Below are 19,188 nucleotides of genomic sequence, written 5' to 3' on the forward strand. Positions count from 1 at the left end.
GTAACAAGTCGTGTCCATGGTTCAGCTGGCTCTGCGTCGCCCGTACACCTTCATCGTGATGGCGATGCTCATCGTGTTGGCCACGCCTTTCGTGTTGCTGCGGATGGCGACCGACATCTTTCCGGAAATCAATATTCCGGTCATCAGCATCATCTGGAACTACGGCGGCCTGCCGGCCCAGGAGATGGGCCAGCGCATCGCCGGCCAGACGGAACGCAGCCTGACCACGACGGTGAGCGACATCGAGCACATCGAGTCGCAGTCACTGGCGGGGGTGACCGTCATCAAGGTCTTCTTCCAGCCGACGGCGAACATCGAGACGGCCATCGCGCAGGTGGTGGCCTCGATGCAGACACAAGTCCGCCAGTTGCCGCCGGGCATCACCCCGCCGCTGGTCATCAAGTATTCGGCATCGAGCATTCCGGTCATCCAGCTCGCGCTGTCGAGCCCCACCCGGGCGGAAAACGCCCTGTTCGACGCGGCGATCAACCAGCTTCGGCCGCAACTCATCACCGTACCGGGCGTGGCGGTGCCTTTCCCCTACGGCGGCAAGAACCGGCTCATCTCGGTCGACCTCGACACGCAGGCGATGCAGGCGCGAGGCCTTTCGCCGGCCGACGTGGTCAACGCGGTCAATGCGCAGAACCTGATCCTGCCGTCGGGCACGGCCAAGTTCGGCGCCACCGAATACAGCGTGCGCATGAACGGCTCGCCCGAGGCGATTGCCGGTCTCAACGACCTGCCGGTGCGCACCGCCGCCGGCGCGACCACCTACCTGCGCGACGTCGCGAACGTGCGGGACGGGTTCTCGCCGCAGACCAACGTGGTGCGGCAGGACGGCGTCCGCGGCGTGCTGCTGTCGGTGCTGAAGAACGGCGGGGCCTCGACCCTGGACATCGTCTCCAACCTGCGCGCGCTGCTTCCCGTCGCCGCGCAGGGCATGCCGGCGGACATCAAGATCACGCCGCTCTTCGACCAATCGGTCTTCGTCAAGGCCGCCGTGCAGGGCGTCGTGGCCGAAGCCATCATCGCGGCAGCGCTGACGGCCGCGATGGTGCTGCTCTTCCTGGGCAACTGGCGCAGCACGCTGATCATCGCGCTGACGATCCCGCTGTCGATCCTGGCGTCGATCCTCGTGCTCTATGCGCTGGGCCAGACGCTCAACCTGATGACGCTGGGCGGCCTGGCGCTCTCGGTCGGAATTCTGGTGGACCAGGCGATCGTGACGATCGAGAACATCGAGCGCCATCTGCACATGGGCACCGAACTCAACGAGGCCATCCTGGTCGGTGCCGGAGAGATCGGCCCCGCGGCTTTCGTTTCGACGCTGTGCATCTGCATCGTGTTCGTGCCGATGTTCTTCCTTTCGGGGGTGGCGCGCTTCCTCTTCGTGCCGCTGGCGGAGGCCGTGGTGTTCGCGATGCTGGCGTCATACATCCTCTCGCGCACGCTGGTCCCGACGCTGGTCATGCTGCTGATGGGCGGCGTCCACGCCAAGGCCGCGGCCGACACCAACCCGAGCCTGTTGCAGCGGGTTTACCGCAGCTTCGACCGCAAGTTCGAGCGCGTGCGGCGCGCGTACACGCTCGTGCTGTCGGCCTTGCTGGCGAAGCGCGGTCAGTTCATCGTGCTTTTCCTCGGTTTCTGCGTCCTGTCCTGCCTGCTGTATCCGGTCCTCGGGCGCGACTTTTTCCCCGGCGTGGATGCAGGCCAGATCCGTCTTCACATGCGCGCCCCCACCGGCACCCGCATCGAGGAAACGGCGCGGCTCGCCGACGAAGTCGAAGCGGCCATCCGCGAGCTGGTGCCCAAGGACCAGCTCGAAACCATCCTCGACAACCTCGGGGTGCCCAACAGCGGCATCAACCTCTCCTACAGCAATGCCGGGACCATCGGCACGCTGGACGGCGAAATCCTCCTGTCGCTGCGCGACGGACACCGGCCGACCGAAGAGTTCGTGTCGCTGCTGCGCGCGGAACTGCCCAAGCGCTTTCCGGGTACGGAGTTCTTCTTCCAGCCGGCGGACATCGTCACGCAGATCCTGAACTTCGGCCTGCCAGCGGCCATCGACGTCCAGTTCAGCGGCAACGACGTCAACGCCAACGCCGCCCGCGCGGCGGAACTGGTCAAGGCCATCCGGCAGATTCCCGGCGCGGTCGACGCGCACGTGCACCAGCGGCTGGACGGCCCTGGCCTGAACCTGCAGATGGACCGCACGCGGCTGCAGCAGTTCGGACTCACGGCGGCAAACGTCGGGCAGAACGTGCTGATCGCCCTGTCCGGCAGTTCGCAGACGGCGCCGGCCTTCTGGCTGAATCCCCAGAACGGCGTGGTCTACAACATCGCCGTGCAGTCGCCGCAGTACAACGTGGACTCGCTCGATTCGCTGCTCAACATCCCCGTGGGCGCCGGCGGCGGCGGCGCGGCGTCCGGCAATGCGCCCCAGTTGCTGGGCAACCTGGTCGACGCCCAGCCGGGCCGGCAGCCGGCGGTGGTCTCGCGCTACAACATCAGCCCGGTGGTCGACGTGTACGTCAGCGTCCAGGGGACCGACCTCGCGAGCGTGGCGTCCAAGGTGCAGGCGCTCGTCGACGAGATGCGGCCCAAGCTGGCGCGCGGCAGCCAGGTGACGGTGCGCGGGCAGGTTCAGACCATGCAGTCGTCCTTCATCGGGCTCGGCGTCGGGCTTGCCATGGCGATCGTCCTGGTCTATTTGTTGATCGTGGTCACCTTCCAGTCGTGGGTCGACGCCGCCATCATCATCACCGCCCTGCCGGCGGCGCTGGCCGGCATCGCCTGGATGCTTTTCATCACCGGCACCACGCTCAGCGTCCCGGCGTTGACCGGCGCCATCATGACGATGGGCGTCGCGACCGCGAACAGCATCCTGCTGGTGGCATTCGCGCGAGAGCGTCTCGCGGCGGGCACGACCGCGCTGTCCTCCGCGCTCGAAGCCGGCGCGACGCGCATCCGGCCGGTGCTGATGACAGCGCTGGCCATGATCATCGGCATGATCCCGATGGCACTGGGGCTCGGCGAAGGCGCCGAGCAGAACGCGCCGCTCGGCCGCGCCGTGATCGGCGGCCTGCTGTTCGCGACAGTGTCGACGCTGTTCTTCGTGCCGGCCGTCTTCGCCGAAATCCACAGCCGCCGCGCGCGCCGCCAGGCAGCGCGCGAAGCCGCCACATCTGCACCACCCTCGCTCGGGGCCGAGCCCCAGGAGACCTGAAAACATGTCGGAGCAACGCCACGCGGCATTGGCCATCCACCCGATCGCCGTCGATGAAGACGGCGGTCACCATGAGTTGCCGAAGCGCCGGCAGATCGTGCGCCGCACCCGGATCGCGGTGCTCATCGTGCTCGTCCTGCTGGCCGTCGGTGCCGCGCGCACCGTGGTCGTGCGCATGAGCAATGCGCGCGCGCTGGAGGCCGGTACCACCGAGCGGGCCGCCCAGTACGTCAAGACCGCCCTGCCCCAGACCGCGGCCGCCGGCCAGACGCTGGCGCTGCCGGGCACGCTGCAGGGTTTCGTGCAGTCGCCGATTTCGGCGCGCGCCAGCGGCTATCTGCGCAGGTGGACCAAGGACATCGGCAGCCGCGTCGAAAAGGGTGAACTCCTGGCCGAGATCGAGACGCCGGAAATCGACCAGCAGCTCTCCCAGGCCATCGCCGCGCGCCAGCAGGCAGCCTCCGGCCTGGAACTGGCCAAGAGCACGGTCGCGCGCTGGGAAAACCTGCGCAAGAAAGACGTGGTCTCGCAGCAGGACCTGGACGAGCGGCGCAGCGCGCTCGCGCAGGCCACCGCGAACCTGGCCGCCGCCGACGCCAACATGCAGCGACTGCGGCAGACCGAGGGGTTCAAGCGCGTGCTCGCGCCCTTCGCCGGCGTGATCACCCGGCGCAACGTCGACGTGGGCGACCTGATCGATGCGGGCGGCGGTGGCGGCGGGCGAGCCCTGTTCATGCTCGCGCAGACCGATCCGCTGCGCGTGTACATCAACGTGCCGCAGGCCTATGCGCAACTCATCAAGACCGGGCAACCGGTCGTGGTCACGCAGGCCGAACTGCGGGGCCAGAGCTTCAAGGGCGAAGTGGCGCGCACCTCGGGCGCGATCGACACGACCACGCGGATGATGCAGGTCGAGGTGTCCCTGCCCAACAAGGAAGGCACCCTGCTGCCCGGCGCGTACGTTCAGGTTTCGCTGCCGCTCGCGGCCAGCCAGTCGCTCACCATTCCCGCCAACGCGCTGCTCTTCAGGGCCGAAGGCACGCGCGTCGCCGTGGTCGATGCGCAGGGGCGCGTTCGCCTGCGCACCGTGCAACTCGGCCGCAACTACGGCGAGACGGTCGAGGTGCTCGATGGCCTCGGCCCCTCCGACCGGCTGGTGCTGAATCCCTCCGATTCGCTGGCCGAGGGCGATGTCGTCGTGGTTGCCAAGGAACCGGCGTGAGCTTGCCGCGGATCTCGATACTGGCCGCCGCGTTGCTGGCGGGCTGCGTTTCAGGGCCGGACTATCGCAAGCCGGCCGTCGAAGTGCCGGTGACATGGCAGCTCGAAGAGCCCTGGCGCCAGAGCACGCCCAGCGACGCCGACGACAAGGGCCCGTGGTGGCAGCGCTTCGGCGACGCGCAGCTCGATGCGCTGCAGCAGAAGGCGCTGGCCAACAGCCCGACGCTGGATCTCTCCAGCGCCAGGCTCGCACAGGCGCGGGCATCCCTCTCCGGCAGCGAGGCTGCCCGCTATCCGCAGATCGGGCTGGGCACGCGGGCGGCGCGCTTCAAGATCTCCGAGAACCGCCCGCTCACCAACTACAACGCCCCGAACTTCTCGACAGTGCAGAACGACTTCGCGCTGTCGCTCACGGCAAGCTACGAACTCGACCTCGCCGGGCGCGTGCAGCGATCCGTCGAAGGTGCGACAGCGTCGGCCGCGCAGTCGGCGGCGGACCTCGAGAACACCCGTCTGCTGCTCACGACCGACCTGGCGTCGAGCTACTTCAACCTGCGTTCGACGGACGTGGAACTGGACGTCCTGGCGCGCTCCATCGCCCTGCAACGCCGTGCGCTGGGCTTCGTGACCGACCGGCACGATCTGGGCGCCGTGTCGGGCCTGGACGTGGCGCAGCAGCAAGCCCTGCTGGACAACACGCTGGCGCAAGTCGACGTGCTCAAGAAGCAGCGCTCCCAGTACGAGCACGCAATCGCCACGCTCACCGGAACGCCGGCACCGCTGTTCTCGATCGCACCCGACCTCAAGCCACTCGTCCCGCCCGCGATTCCGATCGGCGTGCCCTCGGAGGCGCTGGAGCGCCGGCCCGACGTGGCCTCCGCCGAACGCGCGATGGCGGCTGCCAACGCGCAGATCGGCGTTGCCACCGCGGCCTTCTATCCCAGCGTGATGCTGCTGCCGTCCGGGGGCCTCGACAGCCGAACGATCTCCAACCTGTTCGATGCCAGCAGCCTCCTCTGGTCGATCGGGGTCTCGGCCACGCAGACGATCTTCGATGGCGGCCGCATCCGCGCCAATGTCGATTTCAGCCGCGCCGGCTACGACGCCGCGGTGGCCAGCTACCGCCGCGTCGTCCTGACCGCGATGCAGGAGGCCGAAGACGGCATCACCGGTCTCGCGTCGCTCGACCGCGCATCAGCGCAGGCGCTCACAGCCGTCGCCAGTTCGCGCCGGGTGCTGGATATGGCGGCCAGCCGCTACGAAGGCGGTGCGTCGACCTACCTCGATGTGATCACCGCCCAGCAGGCCGTGCTCAACACCGAGCGCCAGGCCGCGCAGATCAACGGCCAGCGCATGCTGACCTCCGTCTTCCTGGTGAAGGCGCTCGGCGGCGACTGGTGTGGCGTCGAGCCCCGCGGCACGACCGAAGCTAGAACAGGCTGCCCTGCCCCGCTGCGCCAGGTGGTCGGAACGCGCTGAGGTCCTGCACGGTGCGCTCGCGGTTGAATCCGATGCGATTCGTGGCCTTCTCGAAGCGCTGGCGGATCAGGTCGGACCACAAGCCACTGCCCTTCATGCGCGTGGCGAAGTCGGCGTCGTAGTCCTTGCCGCCGCGCATCTCGCGGATGCGCGCCATGATGCGCGCCGCACGCTGCGGATAGTGCAGCTCCAGCCACTGCTTGAAGAGCGGCGCGACTTCCCAGGGCAGGCGGATCACCGTGTAGAACGCGCTGCGCGCGCCGGCCTCCCACGCCGCTTCGAGCACCTGTTCCATGTCCTCGTTGACGAAGGGAATCTGCGGCCCGACGCTCACGCCCACCGGCACTCCCGCCTCGGCCAGCGTGCGCACCGTACGCAGCCGGCGATACGGCGCGGCCGCCCGCGGTTCGAGCTTGCGAGCGAGTTCGCCGTCCAGCGTGGTGATGGTGACGTACACGGCGGCCAGACGCTCGGCCGCCATCGGCGCGATCAGGTCGAGGTCATGCTCCACCGCGCTGGACTTGGTGACGAGGCCGAAGGGGTGGCGTGTTTCCTTCAACAATTCGATCACCGATCGCGTGAGCCTCAGTTCGCGCTCGATCGGCTGGTAGCAATCCGTCGCGGTGCCGATCACGATGGGACTCGGCACGTAGCTCTTGCGCCCGAGTTCGGCGCGCAGCACCTCGACGATGTTGCGCTTGGCGATCAGCTTGGTCTCGAAATCGAGCCCCGGCGACAGATTGAGGTAGCTGTGGGTGGGCCGGGCGAAGCAGTAGATGCAGCCGTGCTCGCACCCCCTGTAGGGATTGAGCGAGCTGTCAAAGGGCACGTCAGGGGAATCGTTGTGGGTGAGCACCGATTTGACGTCCTCGAAACGGACCTCGGTTGCGAGCGGCGGCAAGTCTTCGGCATCGGCGGCCCCTTCCTCGAGGGTGCCCCAACCGTCGTCGAAGGCGTTGCGCGCGTCGCGCTCGAATCGATGCGGCAAGCGCGTGGCCGCGCCTCGGCCCTTCAGGGCATGCAGGGGGATGAAAGCGTCGGCCATGATCGGCGTCCTGAATACTGTATGAATTCACAGTATTTCACCATTTGGGCGGCCGTGCAGCAAGCGCTTGTTACCGATGGGCAGGCGAAAGCGTAAGCTCCACCCTCCTCCGGAGTTCACCATGCCGCGCCGCCCCGAAAACCTCTACCCGCAGTACCACGCCCATATCTATTTCGGGCCGGACACTGTCGCCCAGGCGAGGCAACTGGCCGAGGATGCCGGCCACAGCCTGCTGGTGGTCGTCGGACGCGTCCATGAAAAGCTGGTCGGCCCGCATCCGTACTGGAGTTGCCAGATCGCCTTCGATGCCGCCGAGTTCGACGAAGTCATCGGCTGGCTCGACGAGCATCGCCATGGGCTCGACATCTTCGTGCACGGCCTGACCGGCGACGACTACCTCGATCACACGGCGCACGCGATGTGGCTGGGCAACGAGGCGACGCTCGACCTGCGCATGTTCCGCAAGCCCGCAGCCTGAAACGGCCGACCGGCCGGCAAGAGCTCAGAACTCGGCGTCGAGTTCGTCGATCTCTTCCGGCTCCTGCTTGGCAGCCTTGATCCATTCCTGCATCGCAGGCAGTTCGATGATCCGCTTGCAGTAGGCGGCGCAGGTCCGGTCGAGCGCCACGTCGTAGGTCATGAAGCGCGTGACGACCGGTGCGTACATGGCGTCCGCCATGCATGGCTGCTCGCCGAACAGGAAGGGGCCGCCGTACGCGCCCAGGCATTCGCGCCAGATCGCGACCACCCGGTCGATGTCGGTCTGGGCACGCGACCAGATCTTGAAGCCGGGGAATTTCGCCTTGACGTTCATCGGCAGCGATCCGCGCATCGAGCTGAAGCCCGAGTGCATCTCCCCGCAGATCGCCCGGCAGTGCGCACGGGCCTTCATGTCGGCCGGCAGCAGGCCAGCCTTGGGCTTGATTTCGTTCAGGTACTCGCCGATTGCGAGCGTGTCCCATACCTTGACGCTGCCGTGCTGCAGCGAGGGCACCAGCATCGAGGCCGAGAGCAGCAGCATCTCGGCCTTCATCGCTGGGTCGTCGGGCGGGATGATGTTCTCAGTGAACTCCAGGCCCGCCAGCCGGCACATCAGCCAGCCGCGAAGCGACCAGGCACCGTAGTTCTTGCTACTGATAGTGAGTACGGGTTTGGCCATGCTGACGCTCCTCGGCTGCCGGATCGGCCAGCAAGCTGTGCAAGGCCTGTGCCAGAACGGTGCGCCTCGCTGACGACTTCGCCTGGCTTGGCCCGCAACTTGCCTACAGCATGTGCATGCTGTACCGGGCCTACCAAACCAATGCCGACCTGCTTTCGCCATCCCGGCTTGCGGCCCAATACCTCGGCAGCGCGCTCTGGCATTCGAAGGCCGACCGCAGCCTCACCCGGCGAATGGCCGCGGCAATGGAGGTGTACTCGCGCATGCGGCTCACGCACACGCGCCCGCCCTATGGCATCGACAGCGTGATGGTCGATGGCGAGGAAGTCGCCGTCCACGAAGAAGCCGCGCTGGTTGCGCCCTTCGGCACGCTGCTGCACTTTCGCAAGGACACCAGCGCGGTGCATCCGCCCGTGCTGCTGGCCGCACCGTTGTCGGGCCATTTCGCGACGCTGCTGCGCGAAACGGTGCGCACCCTGCTGCGCGACCATGACGTCTACATCACCGACTGGCACAACGCGCGCGACGTGCCGCTCTGGCATGGCGGCTTCGGGCTCGACGACTACACACGGCAGATCATCAGCTTCCTCGAAGCGATCGGCCCCGGCGCGCACATGGTCGCGGTGTGCCAGCCCTGCGTCGCGGCGCTGGCGGCCACCGCGCTCATGTCGGAAGACGACAACCCGGCCACGCCCTGCAGCCTGACGCTGATGGCCGGGCCGGTCGACTGCCGCATCAACCCGACAGCCGTGAACAAGCTCGCGAACGAGCGCTCCATCGGCTGGTTCGAGCGCAACCTGATCAGCCGCGTGCCATGGCCGCATGCCGGCATGATGCGGCGCGTCTACCCCGGCTTCCTGCAGCTCAGCGCCTTCATGAGCATGAACCCTGACCGGCACAAGCAGCAGTTCGCCAAGCTCTACCAGCACCTCGTCGACGGCGAGGTCGACCAGGCCGCCACCATCCGGAACTTCTACGACGAATACCTCGCAGTGAACGACCTGCCGGCCGAGTTCTATCTGGAAACGGTGGAACGCGTGTTCCAGACCTACGACCTGCCCCGCGGCGAACTCACGGTCGGCGATCGCAAGGTCAACCCCGCCGCCATCCGCAAGACTGCGTTGCTGACGGTGGAGGGCGAGCGCGACGACATCTGCGCCGTGGGCCAGACCGTCGCTGCGCAGGACCTCTGCACCAGCGTCCGCCCCTACCTCAAGATCCACCACCTGCAAGCCGGCGTCGGCCACTACGGCGTCTTCAGCGGCAGCAAGTGGAATACGCAGATCTATCCGCGCGTGCGGGAAACGATCCACACCGCCGCGGAATTGCATTAGCGCCCGGCGCAGCCAAGGCCGTTGGTGAAACACCGCGGAACCGGCTCCGCCGGGCCGCCGGTGTTGCCCCCGGCAGGGGGTAGGCGCAGCGACACGAAGTGCGCCGAAGCCTGGGGGTGAGCTTAACTTTCGTCTTCTGCAGGCCAGTCGCGGATGTAGGCCTTGAGCATCTTGTTCTCGAAGTTCTGGCTATCGACCACTGCCTTGGCAACGTCGTAGAAGCTGATCACGCCCATCAGCATGCGCTTGTCCATCACCGGCATGTAGCGCGCGTGGCGTTCCAGCATGATGCGGCGGATCTCGTCGAGATCGGTTTCGAGGGTGCAGGTCACGGGATGGTCGTCCATCGCCTTGCGCACCAGCGTGCCGCCGACCTGGCCGCCGTTGGCGACGATCGCGACGATCACCTCGCGGAAGGTGAGCATGCCGACCAGGTCGCCATGCTCCATGACGACGAGCGAGCCGATGTCCTTGTCGGCCATGGTGTTGACCGCGTCAGCCAGGGGTTGATCGGGCGTGGCAGTGAAGAGCGTGTTGCCCTTGACGCGCAGGATGTCGCTGACTTTCATCGTGTTGCTCCTCTCTTACTCGGCGGCGTGCCGATTTGAATATAGCCCACAATGGCCGCCCATCCATTCGCCCACGTCGACGTCGCAGGGTTTGCACGCGTAACGGGGCATTGCAGAAACGACACTGAAAGGCGCTCATGTCCGGCTACTCCGACCCCGGCTTCGACACGCTGGCATTGCATGCCGGCGCAGCACCCGACCCTGCCACCGGCGCGAGGGCGGTGCCGATCCATCTGACCACCTCCTTCGTCTTCGAGTCGAGCGACCACGCGGCGGCGCTCTTCAATCTCGAGCGGGCGGGCCATGTGTACTCGCGCATCAGCAACCCGACCAATGCCGTGCTGGAGCAACGCGTGTCAGCGCTCGAAGGCGGCATCGGCGCGATCGCGACGGCCAGCGGCCAGGCGGCGCTGCATCTGTCGATCGCGACATTGATGGGCGCAGGTTCGCACATCGTCGCGAGCACGGCGCTCTACGGCGGCTCACAGAACCTTTTGCATTACACGATGCGCCGCTTCGGCATCGACACCACCTTCGTGAAGCCGGGCGACCTCGACGGCTGGCGCGCTGCCATCCGGCCCGAGACCAAGCTGCTGTTCGGCGAGACGGTGGGCAATCCGGGCCTCGATGTGCTGGACATTCCGGCCGTGAGCGACATCGCGCATGCTGCCAAGGTGCCGTTGCTGGTCGATTCGACGCTGACCTCGCCCTACCTCATCAAGCCCTTCGACTGGGGCGCGGACCTGGTCTACCACTCGGCCACCAAGTTCCTGTCGGGCCACGGCACGGTGATTGGCGGCGTCGTGGTCGACGGCGGCAGCTTCGACTGGGAACGCTCGGGCAAATTCGCCGAGCTGACCCAGGCTTATGACGGCTTCCACAACATGGTGTTCAGCGAGGAGAGCACGGTCGGCGCCTTCCTGCTGCGCGCACGGCGCGAAGGCCTGCGCGATTTCGGCGCCTCGATGAGCCCGCACACCGCGTGGCTCATCCTGCAGGGCATCGAGACCCTGCCGCTGCGCATGGAACGCCATATCGACAACACGCAGAAGGTGGTGGAGTTCCTCGCCTCGCACCCCTTCGTGGCGCATGTGGGGCATCCGCTGCTGGAGACGCATCCGAGCCACGCACTCGCGAACAAGCTGCTGCGGCATGGCGCGAAGGGCGCCGGCGCGGTCTTCAGCTTCGACCTGAAGGGCAACCGCGAGCAGGGCAAGAAGTTCATCGAGACGCTCAAGCTGTTCAGCCACCTGGCGAACGTGGGGGACTGCCGAAGTCTCGTGATCCATCCCGCGAGCACCACGCACTTCCGCATGACCGACGAGGCCTTGGCCGGGGCGGGCATCACGCAAGGCACGATCCGGTTGTCGATCGGCCTCGAAGATCCGGCCGACCTGATCGACGACCTGAAGCGCGCCCTGAAGGCGGCAGAAAAGGCAGGTGCCTGATGGACCTCATCGTCAACGGCCACCGCACTTACTGCTACACCGGCGGCAAATCGCTCGACAGCGCCAAGCCGACCGTGGTCTTCATCCATGGCGTCCTCAACGACCACAGCGTATGGATCCTGCAGAGCCGCTGGTTTGCCAACCACGGCTGGAACGTGCTGGCAGTGGATCTGCCGGGCCATTGCAGGAGCGAAGGGCCGCCGCCCGCGACGGTCGAGGAAGCGGCTGCGTTCGTCGTCGGTCTGCTCGATGCGGCCGGGGTCGCCAAGGCTGCACTGGTGGGCCACAGCTTCGGATCGCTGATCGCGCTCGAAACCACGGCGCGATCGCCGGAGCGTGTCACGCACCTGGCGCTGGTAGGCACGGCCTACCCCATGACGGTGTCTCCGGCCCTGCTCGATGGCGCACTCAACGACCCACAGCGCGCGATCACCATGGTCAACACCTTTTCCCACTCGCTGCTGGCGCCGCCGCCCTCCTCGCTAGGCCCCGGCACATGGCTCTATGGCGGTTCGCGCGCGCTCATGCGCCGCGTGCTGGCGAGCAACCCCGACGCCAACGTGTTCCACATCGGCTTCAAGGCTTGCAACGACTACGCGAACGGCGAACAGGCGATCGCATCCGTGCAGTGCCCGACGCTGTTCCTCCTCGGCGAATCCGACCAGATGACACCGCCGCGAGCCGCGCGAGCGCTGGCCTCGAAGGCGCACAACGCCAAGGTCGTGACCGTCAAGGCCGGCCATGCCCTCATGAGCGAAGCGCCCGACGACGTGTTGTTCGCGCTGGGCGCTTTCCTGAAAGGCTGAAGATGACGCGCGACGCCGGCGTCAGCGCAGGGCGTTGATGTCGGGCACCTCGACCAGCGGCATGGGCGCGCCGCGCTTGGCCGCCACGAGCATCGCGCGCCCCACCTGCACGCTGGTCGTCACGCGGTTGGGAGCCCACCGGCGCAGCAGCCCGAACACCGGCTTGGCGATCACGTAGGCCGCCTGGTAGAGCGCCGTCTTGGAGCGCACGCCGTGCATCGGCTCGATGAAGCCGGGGCGGAACATGTAGGCGGCCCTGAAGGGAAGACGCATCAGCGCGTTCTCGGTCGCGCCCTTGACCCTGGCCCACATGCTTGGCCCACGCTCGGTGCTGTCGGTTCCGGCGCCTGACACATATATGAAGGTCATTTGGGGGTTGAGACGTGCCAGCGGCTGTGCCGCCGCCAGCGTGAGGTCGTAGGTGACGCGGCGGTAGTCTGCCTCGTTCATGCCAACGGAGGAGACACCCAGGCAGAAGAAGCAGGCATCGAAACCCGAGAGCCTGTCCTCGACAGCCGAGTAGTCGTACATGTCCGGAACGATGAGCTCGCTGAGCTTCGGATGCTCCTGCCCGGTCGGTTTGCGGCCGACGCAGAGCACCCGCGTCACGTCGCCATCGACCAGGCATTCGCGCAGCACCCCCTGCCCCACCATGCCCGTTGCGCCAAAGAGCATGATTTTCATGAAGGCTCCAGAGAGGGTCAGTCGACGGTGAAAGTCTCGGGCTCGCGCACCAGCGCGCCGAGCAGCGTGGTCACTTCGGGCGCCGAAGCCTGCGCCGGTTGCAGCGCACCCAGCAGCCGTGCAAGGGTTTCCGCATGCGGCAGCAAGGGACCGAGAAAACGCGTGCCGGCCGTGCCGGCGACCAGCATCGTCGGAAAGGTCTCGACATCGAAATCGTCGGCGATATCCGCATGGTCCTCGACGTCGACCCACGCAAAGCGGAATTCGGGATGCGCTCGCGCCACCTGCTCGAACAGCGGCCGGTACTCGCGGCAGGCGCCGCACCACTCGGCACACAGGCAAACGACCCACAGCGGGTCGCCGGGCGACTGGGGGTCCGTGGAAGTGGAGAAGTCGGTCAAGGCCAGGATGGAAGAAGAAAAGGAAATGAAACGCGTCGCGCCATTATCGATTCGGCAGCAGATCTTGCAGCAGCAGCGCATCCAAAGGGCCTTTGCGCCACAGGCTCTCGAGCGGCGGCACTTGCGGCATGAGCAGTTCCTTCAGCAGCGGTTCGAGCGCCGTCGTGGCCGGGTCGGCCAGGAGGACGTAGCGCGGGTCCTCGTTGTCCGGCTCCTCGTCGAGTGGCGCGATCCAGTCGATCGCGACCAGGGTTGCGAGCACCGGCGCGAGCTGCAGCGCGTCGATCCGCATCCGGGCCACCAGTTCCGCTGCGCCAAGCCCCTTGCCGGGCCTGTTCCTGGCACGATGCAGATGCTGCAGCGCCTCGACCGCGAGTTGCAACGACCAGCCCGCCATGCCGCCCCGCCGCGCCACGCCCATCAACAGGCTGGGCAGGTAGGCGACGATCACTGCGCCGAACAGCACGATGAGCCAGGCCACATAGATCCAGATCAGCAGGATCGGCACGGTCGCGAAGGCGCCGTACAGCACTGAATAGGTCGGCACCAGGCTGAGGTAGTAGCCCAGCACCCGCTTGGAAATCTCGATCGCGGCTGCGACAAAGAAGCCGCCGGCCCATGCGTGCGACCACTTGACGTGGGTGTTGGGCACATAGTGATAGAGGGCCGCCATCCCGCCCGCCAGCAGCACGAATTCGAAGGTGTCGAACAGCAGTTTGACGACGCTGACGCCGACCACCCCCCTCGAAGCCGAGAAGAAGGACGCGGTGGTGCTCAGGCTCAGAGCCAGCACCAGCGGGCCCAGCGTGATCGCGGCCCAGTAGATCAGCACCCGTTGCGCAAAGGGCCGGGGCGTGCGAACGCGCCAGATGTTGTTGAGGGTCTTGTCCATCGTGAGGATCAAGGCGACCGCGGTGACCAGCAACACCACGAGCCCGGCCACGCCCAGTCCGCTGGCCTTGCTCGCGAACTGGTTGAGATAGCCCAGCACCTGGCGCGCGATGTTGTCCGGGATCAGGCTTTCGATCAGCCAGCGCTGCACGCGGCCCTGCATCTTGGAGAACATCGGGAACACCGTGAACAGCGCCGCCGCGACGGTGAAGAAGGGGACCAGGGCGATGGTGGTGGTGAAGGTCAGGCTGCTCGCCGTGAGGCCCAGCCGGTCTTCCCGGAAGCGCTCGCCGAGCACTGCGGCGGTGTTGCCCCAGGGGAAATGCGAAAGGTCCCTCCAAAGTTGCCGGCGATTCATGGCCGGTATCATCTCACCCCCTGGGCTTCGCTCACTTTGGGTCGCTTCGCCCGCATTTTTTCTCGTGACCCCATCCACCCTCCCGCCCGCCTCCGTTTCGGCCACCCGCTGGCTGGCCGTCGGCAGCCTCGTCGGCCTGATCGTCCTCGGCCTTGCCTGGGAGCTGTGGCTGGCGCCGTTGCGTCCTGGGGGCTCGTGGCTGGCACTCAAGGTGCTGCCGCTGGTTGTCCCGCTCGCGGGGCTGCTCAAGAACCGCATGTACACCTATCGCTGGGTCAGCCTGATGGTCTGGCTCTATTTCACCGAAGGCGTGGTGCGCGCCTGGAGCGACACCAACGGCGTCGGGCAAGTGCTCGCGCTGATCCAGGTCTTGCTGTGCCTGGCGCTCTTCACCGCCTGCGCGTGGCATGTTCGACTCCGCCTGCGCAATGCCGCGCAAGCGCGAAGCCTGGAAGGAGCGACGCAATGAGCGTCCTGATCGAGAAGTTGCGCGCCATCGTCGGCGCACCGCATGTGTTGACCGACGGCGATCTCACCGCCTGGGAACAGGACTGGCGCAAGCGCTCGCGCGGCAAGGCGCTGGCCATCGTGCGGCCAGCCAGTGCGCAGCAGGTCGCGGACGTGGTCAAGGCCTGCGCCGACGCCGGCATTTCGATCGTGCCGCAAGGTGGCAACACGGGCCTTGCGGTCGGCTCGATCCCTGACGACAGCGGAACCCAGGTCCTGCTGAGCCTGCAGCGCATGAACGCGATCCGCGGCATCGACGCCGCCAACCTCACCGTGACCGTCGAGGCCGGCTGCGTCCTGCAGACGCTGCAGGAAGCCGCCAGGAACGCCGGCTTTCTCTTTCCGCTCAGCCTCGCCGCCGAAGGCAGTTGCACCATCGGCGGCAACCTCGCGACCAATGCCGGCGGCACGCAGGTCGTGCGCTATGGCAATACGCGGGACCTGTGCCTCGGCCTTGAAGTGGTCACGCCGCGGGGCGATATCTGGGAAGGCACCAGCGGCCTGCGCAAGGACAACACCGGCTACGACCTGCGCGACCTGATGATCGGCAGCGAAGGCACGCTGGGCATCATCACCGCGGCGACCATGAAGCTCTACCCGCTGCCCGCCGCGCAACTGACTGCGTGGGCGGCAGTGCCTTCGCTGGCGCACGCGGTCACGCTTCTCGGCCTTGCGCACAAGCGCCTGGGCGCGGGCCTGACGGGGTTCGAGGTCATGGGCAAGTTCGCGCTGAGTCTGGTGGCCAGGCACTTTCCCGCGATGCGCGTTCCATTCATCGACGACGAAGCAGTGCCTTATTGCGTGCTGCTCGAGAACTCCGACAACGAGTCGGAGGACCACGCGCGGGCCCGCTTCGAGGCGCTACTCGAAACCGCCTTCGAGGCGGGTTGCGTGACAGACGCCGTGGTCGCCGAAAACCTCACGCAGGCGCACCAGCTCTGGCACATCCGCGAGAGCATTCCACTGGCACAGGCGGAGGAAGGGCTCAACATCAAGCACGACATCTCGATCGCGGTGTCGCGCATTCCCGATTTCGTGGCCGATACCGACGCACTCCTCGAACGCGAGATTCCGGGCGTCCGGCTCGTGAACTTCGGCCACCTGGGCGACGGCAACCTGCACTACAACGTGCAGGCGCCGGCCGGCGGCGACAACTCGGCCTTCCTGCGTGACCATGAAGATCGCATCAACACGCTGGTGTATGACGCGGTCGAGAAATTCGACGGCTCGTTCTCGGCCGAACATGGCGTCGGCTCGCTGAAGGTCGACAAGCTCGAAAAGCACAAGTCGCCGGTGGCGCTCGGCATGATGCGTGCGATCAAGCGCGGCCTCGACCCGCTGAATATCCTGAACCCGGGTCGGGTGATCCGGGTGGAGACCACTGAATGAACCGCCCCATCCGCTCCCAATACGAAGATTTCATGCGCCACGTCGACACGACGGGCGTACAGAAAGGCGATCGCACCGGCACGGGCACGAAGAGCGTGTTCGGCTACCAGATGCGCTTCGACCTCGGCGAAGGCTTTCCGCTCGTCACGACGAAGAAGGTGCACCTCAAGTCCATCATCCAGGAACTGCTGTGGTTCCTGACCGGGTCGAGCAACAACAACTGGCTGAAGGAACGCGGCGTCACGATCTGGGACGAATGGGCACGCGAAGACGGCGACCTCGGTCCCGTGTACGGCGTTCAGTGGCGCAGCTGGCCGACGCCGGACGGCGGCCACATCGACCAGATCCAGCAGGTGATCGACACGCTCAAGAGCAACCCCGATTCGCGCCGCATCATCGTGAGCGCGTGGAACGTGGCCGAACTATCGAAGATGGCGCTGATGCCCTGTCACGCCTTCTTCCAGTTCTACGTGGCGCCGCCGCAAGCGGCCGGCGAGCGCGGCAAGCTCAGCTGCCAGCTCTACCAGCGTAGCGCCGACATCTTCCTGGGCGTGCCCTTCAACATCGCCAGCTATGCGCTGCTCACGCACATGATCGCGCAGCAATGCGACCTCGACGTGGGCGACTTCATCTGGACGGGTGGTGACTGCCATATCTACAGCAACCATGCGGAACAGGTGGCGCTGCAACTCGGCCGCGAGCCGTTCCCCTACCCGACCCTGGTCATCAAGCGCAAGCCCGCCTCGATCTTCGACTACGAGTACGAAGACTTCGAGGTCGTGGACTACCAGCACCACGCCGCCATCAAGGCACCCGTCGCCGTCTGACCATGGGCACCCGCATCAACCTGATCCTCGCGCGCGCCGCCAATGGCGTGATCGGCCTCAACGGCGTGATGCCCTGGCATCTGCCCGAGGACATGGCGCATTTCAAGAAGCAGACGGCCGGTGCGCCGGTGATCATGGGACGCAAGACCTGGGATTCGCTGCCCCCCCGATTCCGGCCTCTGCCCGGGCGGCGCAACATCGTCATCACGCGCCAGCCGGATTGGCAGAGCGACGGCGCGGAACGCGTGCCGAGCCTCCAGGCGGCCTTGGCGATCTGCGAGCACGACAATTCGCCCGAAGCCTGGGTGATCGGCGGCGCTCAGATCTATGCGGAAGCCGAACCTCTCGCCCGACGCGCCATCGTGACCGAGATCGAGCGGGACTATGAAGGCGACACCTGGGCACCTCGATTCGGCCCCGGCTGGCAAGAAATTGCGCGCGAGTCTCACACCGCAGCCAATGGACTTCCGTTCAGCTTCGTCACGTTCGAACGGCGCTGACCACTGAGAACTTCGTTACAGAGACGTCACGCTCTCGAGCCTCATCCCCATGAAAATCGCCACCTGGAACGTCAATTCCCTCACCGCACGGCTGCAGCATGTGCTCGACTGGCTCATCGCCAACCCCGTCGATGTGCTGTGCCTGCAGGAACTCAAGATGAGCGACGACAAGTTTCCGCTCGAAGTGTTGAAGTCGGCCGGCTATGACGCCGCCGTGTTCGGCCAGAAGACCTACAACGGCGTCGCGATCCTGAGCCTGGCGCCGGTGCGCGACGTCGTGAAGAACATCGGCGGCTTCACCGACGAGCATTCGCGCGTCATCAGCGCGACCATCGACACCCCTGCCGGCGAACTGCGCGTGGTCAACGGCTACTTCGTCAACGGCCAGGCGCCTGGCACCGAGAAGTTCGAATACAAGATGCGCTGGCTGAGCGCGTTGCGCGACTGGCTGCGCGAGGAGCTTGTCGCCCATCCGAACCTGGTGCTGCTCGGCGACTTCAATGTCGCACCGGAAGACCGCGACAGCTTCGACCCCGTCGGGCTCGCGGAGACGATTCATCACACCACCGCTGAGCGCGACCACTTCAAGGACCTGTTGAAGCTGGGCATGACGGACAGCTTCCGTCTCTTCGACCAACCCGAGAAGAGCTACTCGTGGTGGGACTACCGCATGCTGGGCTACCAGAAGAACCGCGGACTGCGCATCGACCACATCCTGGTGAGCGCACCGCTGGTGCCGCGCGTCAAGGGTTGCGTGATCGACCGCGTGCCGCGCAAGTGGGAGAAGCCCAGTGACCACGCCCCTGTGATTCTGGATTTAGCACCATGAAAAACACGCTCCTCCTGACCGTTCTCGTTGTCTCACTCGGCCTTGCAGGCTGCGAGGCCTTGAAGCAGGAGGGGAAAGGCGATGCCGCGAAGGGCACGCCGAGGGACGACACCCCCTCCGCGCAGGCGGCGCCCGAGCGGCTCATCACCTCGCAGACGCCCGCAGTGAAGGCCTACCGCAAGACCGGCGCGGCCTACATCTACAAGACCTATCCCAAGCGCATCTACAAGGGCAAGATTCCGCCGTTGGTGTACGCCGTGGTCGTGACCGAGACCGACATCGACAGCACGGGCAAGGTGACGGGCGTGTACTTCAGCCGCACGCCGAGCCATGCGCCGGAGGTAGCCCCGATGATCGAGGAGCTGATCAAGGCCGCATCGCCCTTGCCGAACCCGGGCAAGGTGGGTGGCCACACGTACGTCGACACATGGCTTTGGGACAAGAGCGGCCAGTTTCAGCTCGACACGCTGACGCTGGGTCAACGCAACCGCTGACCCTTGCCACCTGATCAG

General features: G+C 66.3%; 19 protein-coding genes. 13 read left to right on the plus strand and 6 right to left on the minus strand.

All coding sequences use genetic code 11. The features are described 5' to 3' along the window. Window positions 1–10: 10 nt before the first annotated feature. The 3 genes from QTH90_RS18845 to QTH90_RS18855 are packed head-to-tail and all read left to right on the plus strand — an operon-like array spanning window position 11 to window position 5,929. Window positions 11–3,229 carry an efflux RND transporter permease subunit gene (locus QTH90_RS18845; protein WP_286666086.1) on the plus strand — a complete coding sequence of 1,073 codons (3,219 nt, stop codon included), beginning with the start codon at window positions 11–13 and terminating at the stop codon, window positions 3,227–3,229. Between the two features lie 4 nt (window positions 3,230–3,233). Beyond that, the gene (locus tag QTH90_RS18850; protein ID WP_286666087.1) at window positions 3,234–4,451 is read left to right on the plus strand and encodes an efflux RND transporter periplasmic adaptor subunit; all 1,218 of its coding nucleotides are present in this window, start codon (window positions 3,234–3,236) and stop codon (window positions 4,449–4,451) included. Further along, window positions 4,448–5,929: an efflux transporter outer membrane subunit gene (locus tag QTH90_RS18855; RefSeq protein ID WP_286666088.1), complete on the plus strand. Its 1,482-nt coding sequence runs from the start codon at window positions 4,448–4,450 to the stop codon at window positions 5,927–5,929. Before QTH90_RS18850 ends, QTH90_RS18855 begins: the two co-directional genes overlap by 4 nt. Here the strand turns inward: QTH90_RS18855 and QTH90_RS18860 are convergent. Beyond that, the gene (locus QTH90_RS18860; protein WP_286666089.1) at window positions 5,880–6,974 is read right to left on the minus strand and encodes a PA0069 family radical SAM protein; all 1,095 of its coding nucleotides are present in this window, start codon (window positions 6,972–6,974) and stop codon (window positions 5,880–5,882) included. The genes QTH90_RS18855 and QTH90_RS18860 overlap by 50 nt on opposite strands. Window positions 6,975–7,095: 121 nt before the next feature. Here QTH90_RS18860 and QTH90_RS18865 point away from each other — a divergent pair, with 121 nt between their 5' ends. Beyond that, window positions 7,096–7,452 (plus strand): DOPA 4,5-dioxygenase family protein, encoded by a 357-nt coding sequence (locus tag QTH90_RS18865; protein WP_286666090.1) that lies wholly within the window; start codon window positions 7,096–7,098, stop codon window positions 7,450–7,452. 24 nt (window positions 7,453–7,476) lie between these two features. Here QTH90_RS18865 and QTH90_RS18870 read toward each other — a convergent pair whose 3' ends face one another. Then, window positions 7,477–8,133 carry a glutathione S-transferase gene (locus QTH90_RS18870; protein WP_286666091.1) on the minus strand — a complete coding sequence of 219 codons (657 nt, stop codon included), beginning with the start codon at window positions 8,131–8,133 and terminating at the stop codon, window positions 7,477–7,479. A gap of 116 nt (window positions 8,134–8,249) precedes the next feature. Here QTH90_RS18870 and QTH90_RS18875 point away from each other — a divergent pair, with 116 nt between their 5' ends. Continuing rightward, window positions 8,250–9,467 carry a polyhydroxyalkanoate depolymerase gene (locus tag QTH90_RS18875; RefSeq protein WP_286666289.1) on the plus strand — a complete coding sequence of 406 codons (1,218 nt, stop codon included), beginning with the start codon at window positions 8,250–8,252 and terminating at the stop codon, window positions 9,465–9,467. A 122-nt stretch (window positions 9,468–9,589) separates the two neighbouring features. Here QTH90_RS18875 and QTH90_RS18880 read toward each other — a convergent pair whose 3' ends face one another. Continuing rightward, window positions 9,590–10,036: a CBS domain-containing protein gene (locus QTH90_RS18880; RefSeq protein WP_286666092.1), complete on the minus strand. Its 447-nt coding sequence runs from the start codon at window positions 10,034–10,036 to the stop codon at window positions 9,590–9,592. Window positions 10,037–10,173: 137 nt separating this feature from the next. Between QTH90_RS18880 and QTH90_RS18885 the strand changes: the two genes are divergently transcribed. Together QTH90_RS18885 and QTH90_RS18890 are read left to right on the plus strand one after the other, a co-directional pair. Continuing rightward, entirely contained in the window at window positions 10,174–11,484 is a 1,311-nt protein-coding gene (locus QTH90_RS18885; protein ID WP_286666093.1) for an O-acetylhomoserine aminocarboxypropyltransferase, read from the plus strand. Further along, window positions 11,484–12,290 (plus strand): alpha/beta fold hydrolase, encoded by an 807-nt coding sequence (locus QTH90_RS18890; protein WP_286666094.1) that lies wholly within the window; start codon window positions 11,484–11,486, stop codon window positions 12,288–12,290. The genes QTH90_RS18885 and QTH90_RS18890 overlap by 1 nt, the downstream gene beginning before the upstream one ends. A gap of 21 nt (window positions 12,291–12,311) precedes the next feature. Here QTH90_RS18890 and QTH90_RS18895 read toward each other — a convergent pair whose 3' ends face one another. Genes QTH90_RS18895 through QTH90_RS18905 form a run of 3 tightly spaced genes read right to left on the minus strand, consistent with a single transcriptional unit; the run spans window position 12,312 to window position 14,636 of the window. After that, the gene (locus QTH90_RS18895; RefSeq protein ID WP_286666095.1) at window positions 12,312–12,974 is read right to left on the minus strand and encodes an NAD-dependent epimerase/dehydratase family protein; all 663 of its coding nucleotides are present in this window, start codon (window positions 12,972–12,974) and stop codon (window positions 12,312–12,314) included. A 17-nt stretch (window positions 12,975–12,991) separates the two neighbouring features. After that, window positions 12,992–13,384 carry a thioredoxin family protein gene (locus tag QTH90_RS18900; protein WP_444814746.1) on the minus strand — a complete coding sequence of 131 codons (393 nt, stop codon included), beginning with the start codon at window positions 13,382–13,384 and terminating at the stop codon, window positions 12,992–12,994. A gap of 34 nt (window positions 13,385–13,418) precedes the next feature. Continuing rightward, the gene (locus QTH90_RS18905) at window positions 13,419–14,636 is read right to left on the minus strand and encodes a YihY family inner membrane protein (protein WP_286666097.1); all 1,218 of its coding nucleotides are present in this window, start codon (window positions 14,634–14,636) and stop codon (window positions 13,419–13,421) included. 52 nt (window positions 14,637–14,688) lie between these two features. Here QTH90_RS18905 and QTH90_RS18910 point away from each other — a divergent pair, with 52 nt between their 5' ends. Genes QTH90_RS18910 through QTH90_RS18935 form a run of 6 tightly spaced genes read left to right on the plus strand, consistent with a single transcriptional unit; the run spans window position 14,689 to window position 19,170 of the window. Further along, on the plus strand, window positions 14,689–15,093 hold the full coding sequence (locus tag QTH90_RS18910; protein ID WP_286666098.1) for a DUF2069 domain-containing protein: 405 nt from the start codon (window positions 14,689–14,691) through the stop codon (window positions 15,091–15,093). Continuing rightward, window positions 15,090–16,520 (plus strand): FAD-binding oxidoreductase, encoded by a 1,431-nt coding sequence (locus QTH90_RS18915; protein WP_286666099.1) that lies wholly within the window; start codon window positions 15,090–15,092, stop codon window positions 16,518–16,520. The genes QTH90_RS18910 and QTH90_RS18915 overlap by 4 nt, the downstream gene beginning before the upstream one ends. Next, window positions 16,517–17,347 carry a thymidylate synthase gene (locus QTH90_RS18920; RefSeq protein WP_286666100.1) on the plus strand — a complete coding sequence of 277 codons (831 nt, stop codon included), beginning with the start codon at window positions 16,517–16,519 and terminating at the stop codon, window positions 17,345–17,347. The genes QTH90_RS18915 and QTH90_RS18920 overlap by 4 nt, the downstream gene beginning before the upstream one ends. 2 nt (window positions 17,348–17,349) lie before the next feature. Then, window positions 17,350–17,847, plus strand: coding sequence for a dihydrofolate reductase (locus QTH90_RS18925; protein WP_286666101.1), 498 nt, complete (start codon window positions 17,350–17,352; stop codon window positions 17,845–17,847). Window positions 17,848–17,896: 49 nt separating this feature from the next. Beyond that, on the plus strand, window positions 17,897–18,676 hold the full coding sequence (gene xth / locus QTH90_RS18930; RefSeq protein ID WP_286666102.1) for an exodeoxyribonuclease III: 780 nt from the start codon (window positions 17,897–17,899) through the stop codon (window positions 18,674–18,676). Then, complete coding sequence (locus QTH90_RS18935) at window positions 18,673–19,170, plus strand: hypothetical protein (RefSeq protein WP_286666103.1); 498 nt, start codon at window positions 18,673–18,675, stop codon at window positions 19,168–19,170. Before xth ends, QTH90_RS18935 begins: the two co-directional genes overlap by 4 nt. The last annotated feature ends 18 nt before the right edge of the window (window positions 19,171–19,188 follow it).

The organism is Variovorax flavidus (assembly GCF_030317145.1).
Classification (GTDB): Bacteria; Pseudomonadota; Gammaproteobacteria; order Burkholderiales; family Burkholderiaceae_C; genus Variovorax; species Variovorax flavidus.

Excerpts from the sequence above, each read along its gene's own strand:
- QTH90_RS18935 (WP_286666103.1), top strand. The coding sequence starts at position 18,673 with ATGAAAAACACGCTCCTCCTGACCGTTCTCGTTGTCTCACTCGGCCTT.
- QTH90_RS18890 (WP_286666094.1), top strand. The coding sequence starts at position 11,484 with ATGGACCTCATCGTCAACGGCCACCGCACTTACTGCTACACCGGCGGC.
- QTH90_RS18920 (WP_286666100.1), top strand. The coding sequence starts at position 16,517 with ATGAACCGCCCCATCCGCTCCCAATACGAAGATTTCATGCGCCACGTC.
- QTH90_RS18875 (WP_286666289.1), top strand. The coding sequence starts at position 8,250 with ATGCTGTACCGGGCCTACCAAACCAATGCCGACCTGCTTTCGCCATCC.
- QTH90_RS18865 (WP_286666090.1), top strand. The coding sequence starts at position 7,096 with ATGCCGCGCCGCCCCGAAAACCTCTACCCGCAGTACCACGCCCATATC.
- QTH90_RS18925 (WP_286666101.1), top strand. The coding sequence starts at position 17,350 with ATGGGCACCCGCATCAACCTGATCCTCGCGCGCGCCGCCAATGGCGTG.
- QTH90_RS18850 (WP_286666087.1), top strand. The coding sequence starts at position 3,234 with ATGTCGGAGCAACGCCACGCGGCATTGGCCATCCACCCGATCGCCGTC.
- QTH90_RS18870 (WP_286666091.1), bottom strand. The coding sequence starts at position 8,133 with ATGGCCAAACCCGTACTCACTATCAGTAGCAAGAACTACGGTGCCTGG.
- QTH90_RS18915 (WP_286666099.1), top strand. The coding sequence starts at position 15,090 with ATGAGCGTCCTGATCGAGAAGTTGCGCGCCATCGTCGGCGCACCGCAT.
- QTH90_RS18885 (WP_286666093.1), top strand. The coding sequence starts at position 10,174 with ATGTCCGGCTACTCCGACCCCGGCTTCGACACGCTGGCATTGCATGCC.
- QTH90_RS18895 (WP_286666095.1), bottom strand. The coding sequence starts at position 12,974 with ATGAAAATCATGCTCTTTGGCGCAACGGGCATGGTGGGGCAGGGGGTG.
- QTH90_RS18880 (WP_286666092.1), bottom strand. The coding sequence starts at position 10,036 with ATGAAAGTCAGCGACATCCTGCGCGTCAAGGGCAACACGCTCTTCACT.
- QTH90_RS18905 (WP_286666097.1), bottom strand. The coding sequence starts at position 14,636 with ATGATACCGGCCATGAATCGCCGGCAACTTTGGAGGGACCTTTCGCAT.
- xth (WP_286666102.1), top strand. The coding sequence starts at position 17,897 with ATGAAAATCGCCACCTGGAACGTCAATTCCCTCACCGCACGGCTGCAG.
- QTH90_RS18860 (WP_286666089.1), bottom strand. The coding sequence starts at position 6,974 with ATGGCCGACGCTTTCATCCCCCTGCATGCCCTGAAGGGCCGAGGCGCG.